The organism is Brevibacillus parabrevis (assembly GCF_022701015.1).
GTDB lineage: Bacteria > Bacillota > Bacilli > Brevibacillales > Brevibacillaceae > Brevibacillus > Brevibacillus parabrevis.
In genome coordinates this window covers 3,861,198-3,876,739 of record NZ_CP064090.1, presented here as the reverse complement: position 1 = coordinate 3,876,739, position 15,542 = coordinate 3,861,198, and the positions used below count along the sequence as shown (strand labels likewise).

The 15,542-nt window shown below is 51.9% G+C and carries 6 protein-coding genes; 2 read left to right on the top strand and 4 right to left on the bottom strand.

Features of this window, described 5'->3' with window-relative positions; translation table 11 throughout:
* Positions 1-78: 78 nt before the first annotated feature.
* Together IRJ17_RS18005 and IRJ17_RS18000 are read right to left on the bottom strand one after the other, a co-directional pair.
* On the bottom strand, positions 79-3,345 hold the full coding sequence (locus IRJ17_RS18005) for an amino acid adenylation domain-containing protein (RefSeq protein WP_242771367.1): 3,267 nt from the start codon (positions 3,343-3,345) through the stop codon (positions 79-81).
* Between the two features lie 174 nt (positions 3,346-3,519).
* Entirely contained in the window at positions 3,520-3,834 is a 315-nt protein-coding gene (locus IRJ17_RS18000; RefSeq protein ID WP_122966491.1) for a hypothetical protein, read from the bottom strand.
* 859 nt (positions 3,835-4,693) lie between these two features.
* Between IRJ17_RS18000 and loaP the strand changes: the two genes are divergently transcribed.
* Complete coding sequence (gene loaP / locus IRJ17_RS17995; protein ID WP_122966490.1) at positions 4,694-5,308, top strand: antiterminator LoaP; 615 nt, start codon at positions 4,694-4,696, stop codon at positions 5,306-5,308.
* A gap of 62 nt (positions 5,309-5,370) precedes the next feature.
* Positions 5,371-6,063: a 4'-phosphopantetheinyl transferase family protein gene (locus IRJ17_RS17990; RefSeq protein ID WP_242771365.1), complete on the top strand. Its 693-nt coding sequence runs from the start codon at positions 5,371-5,373 to the stop codon at positions 6,061-6,063.
* A gap of 160 nt (positions 6,064-6,223) precedes the next feature.
* Here the strand turns inward: IRJ17_RS17990 and IRJ17_RS17985 are convergent, their stop codons facing one another.
* On the bottom strand, positions 6,224-6,805 hold the full coding sequence (locus tag IRJ17_RS17985) for a GNAT family N-acetyltransferase (RefSeq protein WP_122966488.1): 582 nt from the start codon (positions 6,803-6,805) through the stop codon (positions 6,224-6,226).
* Positions 6,806-7,040: 235 nt separating this feature from the next.
* Positions 7,041-15,512 (bottom strand): non-ribosomal peptide synthetase, encoded by an 8,472-nt coding sequence (locus IRJ17_RS17980; RefSeq protein ID WP_242771364.1) that lies wholly within the window; start codon positions 15,510-15,512, stop codon positions 7,041-7,043.
* Positions 15,513-15,542: the final 30 nt, after the last annotated feature.

Sequence of the window (15,542 nt, the reverse complement as noted above, 5' to 3'; positions counted from 1 at the left end):
TATCTTTATTTGTTATAAATGTATAAAAATGGGAATGAAAGCACGCAGTTGCCCCTGCAAATGGTGGCCAACATCTGTTTAGCGCAGTGTATTTGCAAGCAATTCGAAGATATCGTCCATTTCTTCCATTTGGAGACCTTTGACGCTGAAATCGCTGGGCGTTCGTTCTACTTCTTTTTTCTCGGTGCAATGCGCGATGATGGCAAGCAGATGCTTTTGATAACTTTGGCTCAATTGCTGGATGGACTCTTCCCGATACTGCTCCGAGCTGTAAGAGAATGTGAGGACGAGCTCTCCGCCTTCAATCAATCCGGTTATATTCAAAGCGGTGTACACCTCCGACTCAGGACTCAGATTGTTTTTGCCATCTGCGCCTAACGTGTTGCCGCCGCTGTAGGGTGAGCGGGTAAACAATTCCGTTTTCATGTCCGCATCAAACTGTCCCAAGTAGTTGAACGTCACTTCCGGCTGCACGCGGAAGGATAAGGAACCGCGATTTTCTGGAAGTGTCACATGCTTCAAGATGTCGTAACCGATCCCTTTACGAGGAATCTTCCGCATATTCTCTTTGGTGAGCTTGATATAGTCGGACAAAGGAGCGGTTTGCTTCAAGTCGAGCAATACCGGATATTGCGACGTAAACCATCCGACCGTTCTGGCCACGTTTGCCTGTTCGATGATGTCCTCGCGCCCGTGCCCCTCCAGATGAATGACGATTTGCGCAAGCTTGCTCCACTCGGCAAAAGCCAAGCCGAGCGCCGCCAACAACAGATCGTTGATTTCCGTTTGATAGGCCTGATTGGCGTGCTTCAGCAACTGCTCGGTCTCTTCCGGGCGCAGCCGTATCCGCATGTTTCGCACGCTCTTTTGTTTGCAGTCGGTCACTTCATAGTCTTTCGGCAGGGACACATTTTTTGCTTGCGATTCGAGACTCTCCCAATATGGAATCTCGCTCAGCAAATCCGCCTCGTTCGCATATTCTTGCAACCATTGTGACCAGCTTTGAAAAGAATCCGTTTTTTCGGGCAGACTGATCGCTTGCCCTGCAAGTGCCTGCGCGTATCCGGTTGCCAAATCTTCAAACAAAATGCGCCAGGAAATGCCATCCACGACCAAATGATGAATTGCGAGAAACAAATGATCGCCATGTAACGTCTGAAATAAGGCAACCTTCACCAGAGGTCCTTCCTGCAAATTCATGCTGCTGTGCAGACGTTGCGTCTCTGCTTCGATCGCCTGCTGGACGTCTGGTTGCGCGGTCAGATTATAAGAGAAGAAATCGTATAATTGGCCACCCAAGCCGCGGTTGTGCTGAACGACATTTCCGTTTTCGTGCTGATAGACCATGCGGAGCGCGTCGTGGTGTTCGATGATTTTGTCCATGACACTTTGGATGACTTTAGGATCAAAGCCTTCCGGGCGATAGAGCACAGACGATTGGTTCCAATGGCCTGTATTCGTAAAGTTTTTCCCGAAAAACCACTTCTGAATGGGTGTAAGCGGTACGTTTCCAGCGATGATGCCCTGATCGCTTTTTCTCGTCGTGCTCTTGACAAAAAGAGCAACCTGCTCGACCGTCGGGTAATTCAGCAAGTCTTTCGTCTCTAGCTTCAATTGATAGGAATGCAGACGAGCCACGACCTGGATCGCTTGGATCGAATCTCCGCCGAGCGAGTAAAAATTATCGCGAATCCCGATCTTTTCAATTCCCAAAACGTTTTGCCAGATGGAGACGAGAATCGATTCTGTCTCGGTTCTCGGAGGATGGTAGGCAGCCTGGCTTTGGTTTGCCGTAAGATCAGGCTCGGGCAACGCTTTGCGGTCGATCTTGTCATTTGGCGTAAGCGGCATTTTGTCCAGCTTGACGAAATAGGATGGCAGCATGTAAGCAGGAAGCTTTTGGGCGGCGTAGTCTCTGAGCTGCGCAGGAGTTGCTTCTTGTTGCGAAATATAATAGGCGCACAAATACTGTCCCGCGTGTTGATCCTCTCTGGCAATGACCACGGCCTCTGTGATGTGTTCATGTGCCAACAAAACAGACTCGATTTCGCCAAGCTCGATGCGATGACCTCTGATTTTCACCTGATGGTCGATTCTGCCGAGAAACTCGATCGTTCCATCCGTCAGCCATTTGGCCAAGTCACCTGTGCGGTACATTTTTTCGCCTGGTACGAACGGATTGTCTACGAATTTTTCTGCGGTCAAGTCGGGCCGATTCCAATATCCTCTTGCCAAGCCGACTCCGCCGATGCACAATTCGCCTTCGCTGCCAGTCGGCAGTAGCTGCAAGTCTTCATTGACGATATAAATATGTGTATTTTGAATCGGTTTGCCGATCGGAACCGATTGCACGGAGAGCTGATTGGACGGGGCTTCCCAGATCGTCGCGCAAATGCTCGTTTCCGTCGGGCCGTATGCATTTATGTACCTGAGTTTGTCTTTCCATTTGTTTACCAAGGGTGCGGAGGAAGCTGATCCTGCCGTAATCATGATGCGTAGCGAGGTGATGCGTTCTGGGGTGAGGTGAGTCAAATAAGTCGGCGGCAGTGTGATGATGGTCAATTCATTTTCACTCAAATAGTGTTCAAATGCAGTGAAATCATGGATCGTCTGTTTGGAAAGAATGTACAGGCTGGCGCCAGACAGCAAAGCCATGAACATTTCCCAAACGGATGCGTCGAACGACATGCTGGCAAAAAGCCCGATCCTGTCTTGCTCGGTGACGCCAAACGAATTTTGGAAAAAGGATTGCAAATTGGCGATGCCTTTATGTTCAAGCATGGTGCCTTTTGGCTTGCCTGTCGTGCCTGAGGTGTAAATGACATAGGCAAGATCCGTAGGCTTGCTGGGCTGGTGCAGATTGGCAGTCTCGCGAGCGTCCAGCTGTTCTTCTTCGAGTACAACTACTTCTCCGCTGTACCCGACGTCATGCACGAGCTGGCTGACGCTTTTTTGGGTAAGCACGATTTTCGTTTGACTATCCTGCAAAATATATTGGATGCGATCGCGGGGATATTCGATGTCGATGGGCACATAGGCTCCGCCTGCTTTGAGAACGGCCAGAATCGCGATGACATTTTCGATGGACTTCTCCATCATCACACCGACGATGCTGTCTGTTTGCACCCCTTTTTCGAGCAAGGCTCTTGCCAGTTGATTGGCTTTCCTGTTCAACTCCTGATACGAAAGCCGCCTGTTTTCAAAAACGATGGCAACGCGGTCTGGAAAAGCCTCTGCTTGTTCCTCGAACAATTGATGGATCGACTTGCCCTGTGCATATGGAACTAGCGCATGCTGTTCCAGTTCCCGCTTGTTGTCGATGAGATTGGCCTGATTTGCTAACATATGTCCCCTCCGATAATGGAATTACTTCTGCTTATCATGAAGTGTGACGAAATGGTTGCCAACAAGAGACAGGCAAGGTCAACGTTCCATTCCCAATTTCCCATTTTCCATCATTTGGGTAATTTTAACAACAAGAAAATTTCCTGTTTCTGGGAATCCCCCTTCATACTAAAGTCATATTTTGCTCATGCTGTAGCGGAAAATGGGTGCTGGTATTCCCGCCTGCCGGATACGGCCCTGCTTACCGCCTGCGAACGAAGGAAAACTGATTTGCATGAAAACAATCACAGGAAGTTCCCCGATCGGCTGACAGGCTGAAAGCACTAGGTTACTGACGCTGAAACTCATTATAGCAGAGAAAAATTGGAAGTCGATTAAAAAATAGGGATATTTTGTAAAAAGTTCAACAAGTTTTTTTACAACCTTTTTACGTAAATCCAAGTTTTGCTTGGCAAACCTGCTCCCGCTTGCGTAATCAATAAGCGGCATACGTGTTTTTCCCTTTGGCGAAGCCAGTGATTGGCTCGTTTCGGCGCTGCAACATTTTTCCTTTTCAACGTGTCTATAAAAAAGGAAAGCGTAGCGGCTATATTTTGACGATAAATATTTTCATAACATTAAAATTTTTATATGTTCACAAGCCATATAATGCTTTATACTGGGAAAACAGGAATTTTCTTCTACGGAAAAACGAGAGGTTGTTTTCCTGTGTGCTGCCTATCTGGATCAGCAGCTATTGTCCTGATCAGTCCGCAGACTTTCGTAAAAAGGCATGTGATAAAAAGGCACAATTCCTACCCCCTCTTTTTTGACGTACGCAGCTTTTTAGAGAAAAGGTTTGAACCATGCTGGCTGCCAGCGAAATTTGGTTCAAGGAAAATCCACCAGCAGTTTGGCATGTACTTTGCGATCCACCAGCTGTCTATACATATTCGTCAGTATTTGCTCTCTTTCGTTCCCTGCTCACCTACAGAAGCTCTACATTCAGCCTATGGAAAATGCAAGCCCGAATAGTGACCAGAACGACTACTGTTTCTGGATGACCTTGACGATGAGTAAACTTTTCGTTACCATTATTTGTAAAATAAAATAATATTATGTAAATAACTACTTATATCGCACATTATTGCGCATGGCTGATGTTGCTTCCATTTGCAGACCGAAAATCCGGTTCATGTATGCGAAGCGAGACATAAGGTTTCCCAATGGTTGTTACAGGAAAAGAGCTTCAACGAGCCGAGTCAGGAACCAACTAGAGAGCGACGAGTTTAATGAAGGCTGAGGATTTCTGAGCTGCTGCACCTGCCAATGATCTTAGAAACGTTATGAAAAGGAGTCTTGCATTTTTATGAACTGGTATGCGTTCTATGTGAAAACGGGTTATGAACATTCTGTGAAAAATTGGTTGAATAAATCTTTTGACAAAGAAACACTGTATTCCATGGTTCCACAACGTATCGTTCCCGAGAAGAAAAACGGCGAGATTATGCGGGTTGAAAAGGATTTGTTTCCAGGCTACATTTTTGTAAAAACGGACATGAATTTCTCGAAATATTACTTTATTAGAAGTCACTCCAAAATTATTCGGATGTTGAACTATCTGAATAAAATCGACCTGATGTACGACAGATCGACTTCTCCCCGGAAAAGCCGCGATCCGGTGGAAAGCAGGGAAGAGGCGCTCTGTTTCAAAAAGATTCCCGAGGAAGAAATCACGATCATTCTCAGGCTGCTGAATCACGATGAGCAGATTGATTTTTCCCAGGTCTACACGCAAGATTCCAAGGTATATGTGGAGTCTGGCCCACTCAAAGGGATGGAAGGAATTGTGAAAAAAGTGGACAAGCACAAACGGCGGGTAAAAGTGCTCGTGTCGCTCATGGGCGATGAGCGGATGATCGACCTTGGCATTGAGCTGATCGAGCCAATGGTGTCATCAGGGCATGCCCACACCCGCACATGAACTAGACTGCACGCGCGTCCTTTTACAGAAAGTGTGTTTGCATACAGAGTTGGAGGTTCAGCATGATGCCCATATACGCAGTCTCTATTGCCGATTTTTCAGATGATTACATTCCTCACCTGCTGTCTTTTGTTGCCGAAGACAAAAAACAGCGGCTCGGTGCTTTCTTCCGCCGCGAAGATCGCGTCCGCGGACTGCTGGCCGATCTGCTGATTAGAAAAATTGCCGCCGAAACGTTCGCCGTTTCTGCGAAAAGCATTTCGTTTGGCACGAACGCCTATGGAAAACCATCCCTGCAAGGGCCGTTGAACCGCTTGCACTACAACCTTTCCCATTCGGGCGACTGGGTGGTCTGTATCACCGGTGACTGTACCGTAGGAATCGATATTGAAAAAAAGCATCAGATTGACTTGCAAATTGCCAGGCAGTTTTTTGCGCCAGAGGAATACGAGTATATCGAGGAGGAACCGGACAGCGAACGAAGACAAGCACGTTTTTTTGCGGTCTGGACGGCGAAAGAAAGCTACATCAAAGCGATCGGCAAAGGGCTTTCGCTTCCGCTGAACAGCTTCTCCACTGTCAGCCAGGGAACTGTCGAGGGCGCGCGCGTATTTGAACAAGCGAGGTGGCACTTCAAGACGTACTTTCTGGATGACGAATACACCTTGACTGCTTGTGCGCAAAACGATTCGTTTTGTGAAACCGTGGAAATCGTGCCGATGGATACGCTCGTCTCGTATTTTCTCAGCCGTTGATTGATAGCGCGGCAACAAAAAAGGTTTCATCCCCTCTTCGCTGCCGGGGATGAAACCTTTTTTTGTGAATAACGTCTCGACTTTTTTGAAATGGGATGTGACCGCTTGCGGCCGACAAAACAGCCCGATTCAGCGGATAACTGCTCGTTGCACGATCTGTCTACCTCGTTTGCAAGCTCTGATAGTCTTCCCGCAGCAAGCCGTATATCTCTAGATCGACAATTCCTTTGCCTGACCAGAGCGCAGCCTGTCTGAGCGTTCCTTCCATGAGGAAGCCATTATTGCGCAACACCTTTTTGGACGCTTCATTTGGCGGCATGACTTCTGCCTGGATTCTGTTCACGTTGACTTCTTCCATCAGGAAGCGCACAACCATTTTGACCGCTTCCGAGGCAATCCCTTTTCCCCAGTGCGCTTCCGCCAAAAAGTAACCGATCGTTGCCATGTTTACGCGTTGATTCAACTCGAAGGCTTCGATAATGCCGACTAATGTATCGCTCTGCTGAACGGGGAAAATCCCCCATTTCACTCTCGATTTTTTCAGGTAATCTCTTTTAAAATGGCCGATCATGGTCAGAACGGTATCCTTTTTGTGCTTGGGAATGATGCCGCAATACTCAAAGACGCTATCATTGCTGTAAATTTCAAACACTTCTTCCAGGTGACAATCTTCAATCTCTCGCAGTATCAAATGGTCCGATTTCAACACCGGAAACTCCTGAAATAGAGCGCTACTATTCATTCTCCAGTTCCTTTCCTGTCCGAGTTTGCTTTTTCCGCTCAGCCTAGCCTATCTGGATGAGCTGTCGCTGCTTTTGGTTGTCATGGTATATTATGCCAAAAACAGGCGGGAAAAGCGACTTGTTTATCAGACGTGGTTGGCTAAAGCACGCCCTCGTATCTGTTTCAGATTAGCGTGGATGCAAAAAAAATCCCGCCTAAGTGAAAGGCGGGATTTTGTCCGTATGCTTCGGTTGTCATGGATTGGTTGTCGCGATTTCTTCTCGATCGCGATTCGCATTCTCGACGATTTGCTGAACCAGGTCGTGAAAATGTGAGAGAAACTCATGAACTGTCTCATCAGGAAGATAAGTCTCCCGGTACGTCATTTCCAGATGCATGGTGCGCTGATCTTCCTGTACGACGACAACGTGCAGATCGAATTTGCTTGGAGCGCCGTCATACTCGACAGGCAGCAGCTTGAGACCGTCGATTTTTTCTGCCTCATCTTGCTGCGCAAATTGGAACATGACATTGAACAATGGGTTGCTGTTGATCTCGCGTGGGACGTTCAGTTTGTCTACAAGATGGTCGAAGGCGTAGTCCTGATTTTCGTATGCTTCCAGCAGACGCTCTTTCACCTCGCTCACGTACGCGAGGAAAGACTGGCTGCTGCGTGGCCTGTTGCGAATGGCCAACGTGTTGACAAACATCCCTACGATATTTTCCAGTCCATCATGATGTCTTCCCGAAATGGGGGTGCCGACGACAATATCGTCCTGCCCAGACAGCTTGGACAGCAGGAGGGTAAAAGCACCCAGCATGACCATAAACAAGGTTGTATCTGTCGAGTAAGCGAGATTTTGCAGCTCTGTGGCCAGTTTTTCTTCCAGGGAAACATGAAGCGTTCGGGACTTCACTTCTGCTGTCAAGGCCGCAGAGCGACTGAATGGCAAGCGCACCGGATGAACAGGTTCTTTGAATACGTCCAGCCAGTATTGCTCCTGCTTTTGCCATTCTTGCGTTTTCATCAGCTGGTTTTCCCAAACGGCGTAGTCTTTGTATTGCAGACGGAGCGTCTCTAGTTGCCTTTTCTCGTACAGGGCTGCCAATTCTTTAAGCATGATCGCTACGGACATGCCGTCGGTTATGATATGGTGCATGTCGATGATCAGAATGCTCTCTTCCCTGTCCGTCAGCTCGATCAGCGCCGCGCGAAACAGCGGTGCCTTGTCAAGGCGAAACGGTCTGACAAAATCGCGGATCATCTCTGCCGCTTCTGCTTCTGTCAGCGCATACACCGGAAACGCAAACGAGACAGCGGAATCTATTTTTTGCCGGAGTGCCCCGCTCTCCACTTCCAGTTGAAACGCCGTCCGCAGTGACTCATGCCGCTGGACAAAGTCCCGCATGGCTTGTTCAAGCCGCTTGCTGTCCAATTTTCCGTTCACTCTGCGTATGACGGGAACATTGTAAGAGGTTCCTCTTCCCAGCAGTTTATCGATCATGAACAACCGCTTTTGCGCTGATGAGGCCGGGTAATCAGGACGTTCTTCCACTGCTTCCAAAGCAGGCAGTGTATTCATGCCCGCGTAGCTTGTGTCGAACTTGACGGCCAGTTTCTCCGCACGCTGCTTGAGCTGTTGCTCATGCTCCAGCGTAAGTGCCAAGCTTCGTTCTACCGGGTAAGCCGTGTTCGGCTGGGTCCGGTCGTCATTCTCTGCGTTGGAGAGCAGCTCGATGTCCGCAAGGCGCTGGTCGGCATCTTGGGCAAGCTTTGTCAGCAGATGAATGTAGTGGCCCAGCAGCCGCTCCATCGTGCTTGTGGCAAACAGACTGGTGCAGAACTCCAGATTCAACTGAAGACCTTTTTCTTGTTCCACGGCTTCCAGCATGAGGTCAAACTGGGACGCCTGGTTGTGGATCGGCAGAGCGACCAGCTTGATGGCTTCTATCGCTGGAAGAGAGTTTTCCATGTTTTGCAGGACGAACATCGTGTCAAACAGCGGATTTCGGCTTAAATCGCGCGTGGGCTGGAGCTTATCGACCAGCTTTTCAAACGGCCATTCCTGGTGCTCGTACGCTTGCAGGCAACTCTCCCTGACTTCGGCCAGAAAGGTGCGGAACGGCTTGTCTGGATGCGGGAAGCTTCGCAAGGCGAGCGTGTTGACGAACATGCCGACCAGATGTTCAAACTCTGCCTGCGGTCTGCCTGCGATCGGAGAGCCGACGATGATATCGGTTTGGCCCGTATATTTGTGCAGCAGTACATAATAGACCGACAACAGCACCGTATACAAGGTCGTATTTGTTTCCTCCGCCACTTGTCTCAACTTGCGGGTTAAAGAGGGATCTAGGCGCGCAGTTACCTTGTCTCCCGCGAAGCTTTGCAATGGCGGCCGCGGATGGTCCAGCGGCAAGTTCAACACCGGAAGCTCCCCTTGCAGCAGATCGAGCCAATACTTTTCCTGGCTCTGCAATGTTTCGCGGCGCTTGCACTGCCAGTTTGCATAGTCTTTGTACTGCATCGGCAACGGTTCCAGCGTCTTGCCTTCGTACAGCGCGGCAAACTCTTGCAAGACAATCTGGAGAGAAATCCCGTCGGCAATGATATGGTGCATGTCGAGCAAAAGCAGGTGTTCCTCTGCGCCAAGTCGGATTGCTTTCACCCGAAATAGCGGACCGACACTCAGGTCAAACGGACGGACGAATTGGCGGATAAGCTGGTCGGGCTGTTCTCCGCTCGCTTCTTCATACGTGAAAAAGCCGTCTGCTTTTGGCAGCACTTTTTGCACCACCGTGTCGCCGATCAGCTCGAAGCAGGTGCGCAGCGACTCGTGCCGGAGGCTCAGTGCGGCAAAAGCTTGCTGGCAACGGGCTGCGTCGAACGGTCCAGACACATGCGCCGCCCACGGGACGTTGTAAGCCGTGCCGACGTGCTCGAACTGTTCCAACACATAAAGTCGCTCCTGCTCCGAGGAAAGCCGATGGTACTGCTGCCCTCCTGCTGTCGGTATCGCGTCCACGCTCGTTTTCGGCGAGTGGCGAATGACTTCCGCAAGCTGCTGGATTGTCGGCTTTCGAAACAGGGTGGAAATCGGGATTGATACGCCAAATGCCTTTTTCATCCGCGAGAGCAGCGCAACCGCTTTTAGCGAATGCCCACCCAAGCGGAAAAAGCTGTCCTTGTGACCTACCTTGCGGATGCCCAGCGTCTCCTGCCACAGCTTCACCAGTTGCTGCTCGATTTCCCCTTGCAGTTGGACGGTGTCTGTTGGCTCCAGTTCTGCGGACGGCACTGGCAAGGCTTTGCGGTCGACTTTGCCGTTTGGCGTCAGCGGCATGGCTTCCAGCACGATCACAAACTGCGGAATCATGTAGCCTGGCAGCTCGGTTTGCAAATAATCGTAGATTTGCTCTGTGGTCAAGGTCTGGGCTGGCACGACATAAGCGCGCAAGGTCGTGTCTCCCCCGGCGTCCTGTAGCGCGGTGACGACCGCTTCTTTAACTTGTGGATGGTCGAGCAGCTTTTTCTCGATTTCCTCGATCTCAATGCGGAAGCCGCGAACTTTTACCTGATGGTCGACCCTGCCGATGAACACGATCTGTCCATCCGGCAATCTTTTTACAACATCCCCTGTCTTGTACACGACCTGCTCAGGCAGCTCTCTGCTCTGCACGAACCGTTCTTGCGTCAACTCCGGAGCGTTGTAGTAGCCAAAACCTACCCCGACACCGCCGATGCACAGTTCACCTTCCAGCCCTTCCGGCACCAGGCGCATGTCCTTGTCCACGACATACAGCCGGACGTTGTCAATCGGTTTGCCGATCGGCAGGTTTGTTTCTCCTTGCCAGTCTTTGCTGTGTAGGCGGTAGTAGGACGCAATATCTGTGCATTCGGTCGGACCGTATGTGTTGACGATTTCCGCCTGGCAATGGGCGCTGCGCAGCCACGGCGCGAGCTGGTTCATATGGATCGGTTCGCCGCCCAAAAATACCCAGCGCAAGCTTCTCAACTTTTGATAATCGTCGTCGGCATTGGCTTCTACCAACGGGTAAAAAGCGCTGGGCGTGCAGTTGATCGCAGTAATCCCTTCGCGCTCGATTGTTGCTGACATTTGCTCGTAGTCGTAGAGACCTGGTTCGAAAAGCACCAGCCGCCCTCCGGTGATGAGCGGCGCGTACAGGTTTTTTTGCGCCAGATCAAAGCTGGCAGAAGCGATGAGCAGCATCCGGTCGTTTTCGCCCAGCGCAAATTCGCGCGTATACCAGTGCAGCAAGTTGACAAACGAATGCGAGCGGATCATGGCGCCTTTCGGATTGCCGGTGGAGCCGGACGTGTAGAGGACGTACATCAGCTGTTCCGGGTCGTAGGAAAGTGGCAAGTCTTCGCTGGGCCACGCACACTCAGCCGCCAGCAGGTCTTCCACCGCGACGACCTCGGCTTCTGAATCGGTGATGCGATCTTGCACGGAGCGCTGGACGAGCAGCAGCTTCGCCTTGGAATGACGCAGCAAGTAGCGCAGCCGCTCCGCCGGATAGCCCGGGTCCACAGGCGTGTAGGCAGCACCTGCTTTCAGCACGCCAAACAAGCCCGTAACCAGCTCCAGCGAACGCTCCGCCATGACGACCACGACATCCCCTTTGCCGATTCCTTTATGGTGCAGGGCGTGAGCAATCTGGTTGGATTGGGCGTGCAACTGCGCGTACGTCAGGCTTTGCTCGCCAAACACGACAGCGATGTCATCCGGGCGCTGCTCGACCTGCTGCTTCAACATGTGCGCAATGCTCTGCTCTGCCGGATAGGCTGTAGTTGTCTCGTTCCAGCCGTAGACAAGCCGCTCGCGCTCGGCGGCGGAAAGCATGTCCATGTCGATCAGGCGCTGGTCGGCATCCTGGGCGAGCTGTGCCAGCAGATTGACGTAGTGGCGCAGCAGCTTTTCCATCGTGCGCGGAGCAAACAGCTTGGTGCAAAACTCCAGATTCAGTTGCAGACTGCCTGCTTGTTCAACGGCTTCCAGCATGAGATCAAACTGGGACGACTGGCTGTTGATCGGCAGGGCAACCAGCTCCACTCCTGGCAGACTCGGAAGAGAGTTTTCCATGTTTTGCAGGACGAACATCGTGTCAAACAGCGGATTTCGGCTTAAATCACGCGTAGGCTGGAGCTTCTCGACCAGCTTTTCAAACGGCCATTCCTGGTGCTCGTACGCTTGCAGGCAACTCTCCCTGACTTCGGCCAGAAAGGTGCGGAACGGCTTGTCTGGATGCGGGAAGTTTCGCAAGGCGAGCGTGTTGACGAACATCCCGACCAGATGTTCAAATTCAGCCTGTGGTCTGCCTGCGATCGGAGAGCCGACGATGATATCGGTTTGGCCCGTATATTTGTGCAGCAGCACATGATAGGCTGCCAGCAACACCATGTACAGGGTCGTGTCTGTTTCCTCCGCCACCTGCCTCAGTTTGCCGACCAAAGAAGTATCTAGGCGCGCAGTTATCTTGTCTCCCGCGAAGCTTTGCAGCGGCGGCCGTGGATAGTCCAGCGGCAGATTCAACACCGGAAGCTCCCCTTGCAGCACATCGAGCCAATACTTTTCCTGGCTCTGCAATGTCTCGCGGTGCTTGCACTGCCAGTTTGCATAGTCTTTGTACTGCATGGGCAACGGTTCCAGCGTCTTGCCTTCGTTGTATAGCGCGGCAAACTCTTGCAACACAATTTGAAGGGAAATCCCGTCGGCAATGATATGGTGCATATCGAGCAAAAGCAGGTGTTCCTCTGCGCCAAGTCGGATTACTTTCACCCGAAACAGCGGACCGACACGCAGGTCAAGCGGGCGGACGAATTGGCGGATAAGCTGGTCGGGCTGTTCTCCGCTCGCTTCTTCATACGTGAAAAAGCCGTCCGCTTTTGGCAGCACTTTTTGCAACACGGTGTCTCCGATCAGTTCGAAGCAGGTGCGCAGCGTCTCGTGCCGGAGGCTCAGTGCGGCAAAAGCTTGCTGGCAGCGGGCTGCGTCGAACGGTCCAGACACGTGAGCCGCCCACGGGACGTTGTAAGCGGTGCCGACATGCTCGAATTGTTCCAGCACATAAAGCCGTTCCTGCTCCGAGGAAAGCCGGTAATACTCCTGCCCTCCTGCTGGCAGAATCGAGGCGACGTTCGTTTTCGGCGAGTGGCGGATGACTTCTGCAAGCTGTTGGATCGTCGGTTGACGAAACAAGGTGTGGATCGGGATCGCCACACCAAATGTTTTTTTGATGCGCGAGAGCAGAGCAACTGCTTTTAAGGAGTGACCACCCAAGCGAAAGAAGCTGTCCTTGCGACCTGCCTTGCGAATGCCCAGCACCTCTTGCCAGAGCTTCAGCAGCTGTTGCTCGGTTTCGTCTTGCAGCTCCGCTTCCGCAGCTTGTTCTTCCGCTTGTGCCAGTTCCTCGGAAGGTACAGGCAGCGCTTTGCGGTCGACTTTGCCGTTTGGCGTCAGCGGCAAAGCCTCCAGCACGATCACAAACTGTGGAATCATGTAGCTTGGCAGTTCGGTTTGCAAATAATCGTAAATTTGCTCTGTGGTCAAGGTCTGGGCTGGCACCACATAAGCGCGCAAGGTCGTGTCTCCCCCGGCGTCCTGTAGCGCGGTGACGACCGTTTCCTTGATTTGCGGATGGTCGAGCAGCTTTTTCTCGATTTCCTCGATCTCAATGCGGAAGCCGCGAACTTTTACCTGATGGTCGACCCTGCCGATGAAGACGATCTGTCCATCCGGCAACCTTTTCACGACGTCGCCTGTCTTGTACACGACCTGCTCTGGCAGCTCTCTGCTCTGCACGAATCGTTCTTGCGTCAACTCCGGAGCGTTGTAGTAGCCAAAACCTACCCCGACACCACCGATGCACAGTTCACCTTCCAGTCCTTCCGGCACCAGGCGCATGTCCTTGTCCACGACATACAATCGGACGTTGTCAATCGGTTTGCCGATCGGCAGGTTTGTTTCTCCTTGCCAGTCTTTTCCGTGTAGGCGGTAATACGACGCAATATCCGTGCATTCGGTCGGGCCGTATGTGTTGACGATTTCCGCCTGGCATTGGGCGCTGCGCAGCCACGGCGCGAGCTGGTTCATATGGATCGGTTCTCCGCCCAAAAATACCCAGCGCAAGCTTCTCAACTTTTGATAATCGTCGTCGGCATTGGCTTCTACCAACGGGTAAAAAGCGCTGGGCGTGCAGTTGATCGCAGTAATCCCTTCGCGCTCGATTGTGGCTGACATTTGCTCGTAGTCGTAGAGACCCGGCGCGAAAAGCACCAGCCGCCCTCCGGTGATGAGCGGCGCGTACAGGTTTTTTTGCGCCAGATCAAAGCTGGCAGAAGCGATGAGCAGCATCCGGTCGTTTTCACCCAGCGCAAATTCGCGCGTGTACCAGTGCAGCAAGTTGACAAACGAATGCGAGCGAATCATGGCGCCTTTCGGATTGCCGGTGGAGCCGGACGTGTAGAGGACGTACATCAGCTGTTCCGGGTCGTAGGAAAGTGGCAAGTCTTCGCTGGGCCACGCACACTCAGCCGCCAGCAGGTCTTCCACCGCGACGACCTCGGCTTCTGAATCGGTGATGCGATCTTGCACGGAGCGCTGGACGAGCAGCAGCTTCGCCTTGGAATGACGCAGCAAGTAGCGCAGCCGCTCCGCCGGATAGCCGGGGTCGACAGGCGTATAGGCAGCGCCCGCTTTCAGCACGCCAAACAAGCCCGTAACCAGCTCCAGCGAACGTTCCGCCATGACGACCACGACATCCCCTTTGCCGATTCCTTTATGGTGCAGGGCGTGAGCAATCTGGTTGGATTGGGCGTGCAGCTGCGCGTACGTCAGGCTTTGCTCGCCAAACACGACAGCGATGTCATCCGGGCGCTGCTCGACCTGCTGCTTCAACATGTGCGCAATGCTCCGCTCTGCCGGATAGGCTGTAGTTGTCTCGTTCCAGCCGTAGACAAGCCGCTCGCGCTCGGCGGCGGAAAGCATGTCCACGTCCGCCAGGCGCTGGTCGGCATCCTGCGCAAGCTGTGCCAACAAATTGACGTAGTGGCTCAGCATCCGCTCCATCGTACTGGGCAAAAAGAGCTGGACATCATACTCGACTTGCAAAAAGATGCCGTCCTGTTCCAAGTCGAATGCGAGCGCGAAGTCGTCCTTTTCCCCGGCTGTATCTGTATGCCGCTTTTTGATGCGTACATCAAAGAGCGGATTTCTGCTCGGATCTTGGGGCAACTCCATGGTTGCCAGCAGTTCTTCGTAAAAAAATCGCTTGGCGGCATGAACCTGCATGCATGTCTGCTCGACTGTCAGCAAAAATTCGCGCCATGTCCTGTCCTGATGCACATGACCAGTCGCAACGGCGGTGCGGGCTGTCTCGCTACCTCCAGCCTGCTGAAGCGAATCAGACGACCAGCCCACGACGACATGCTCTTGGCCTGTATATTTCGCGAGCAGGAGCATGAAAGCAGCAAGCAGAAAGACTTCCGCAGATACCGTTTCCTTTTCTGCCGCAAGCTCCAGCTTGCTTTTCAACTCCAGTCCAGTCTTGTGCGCGACGACTTCTTTCTGCGTGCCTTTAACGGCTGGCCGTACAAAATCCAACGGCAAATTTAGTGCATGTGTACCTTGCCAATCAGACATCGACTGTTCGCCGTCTCCTGGTCGTTGGTCGTTCCTGTTGGCAGCACCAGCAAGCTTCTGCATCATGAGTTGCGCTCCTTTTGTATCAAAATAAGA

Excerpts from the sequence above, each read along its gene's own strand:
- loaP (WP_122966490.1), top strand. The coding sequence starts at position 4,694 with ATGAACTGGTATGCGTTCTATGTGAAAACGGGTTATGAACATTCTGTG.
- IRJ17_RS17985 (WP_122966488.1), bottom strand. The coding sequence starts at position 6,805 with ATGAATAGTAGCGCTCTATTTCAGGAGTTTCCGGTGTTGAAATCGGAC.
- IRJ17_RS17990 (WP_242771365.1), top strand. The coding sequence starts at position 5,371 with ATGATGCCCATATACGCAGTCTCTATTGCCGATTTTTCAGATGATTAC.
- IRJ17_RS18000 (WP_122966491.1), bottom strand. The coding sequence starts at position 3,834 with ATGCCGCTTATTGATTACGCAAGCGGGAGCAGGTTTGCCAAGCAAAAC.
- IRJ17_RS17980 (WP_242771364.1), bottom strand. The coding sequence starts at position 15,512 with ATGATGCAGAAGCTTGCTGGTGCTGCCAACAGGAACGACCAACGACCA.
- IRJ17_RS18005 (WP_242771367.1), bottom strand. The coding sequence starts at position 3,345 with ATGTTAGCAAATCAGGCCAATCTCATCGACAACAAGCGGGAACTGGAA.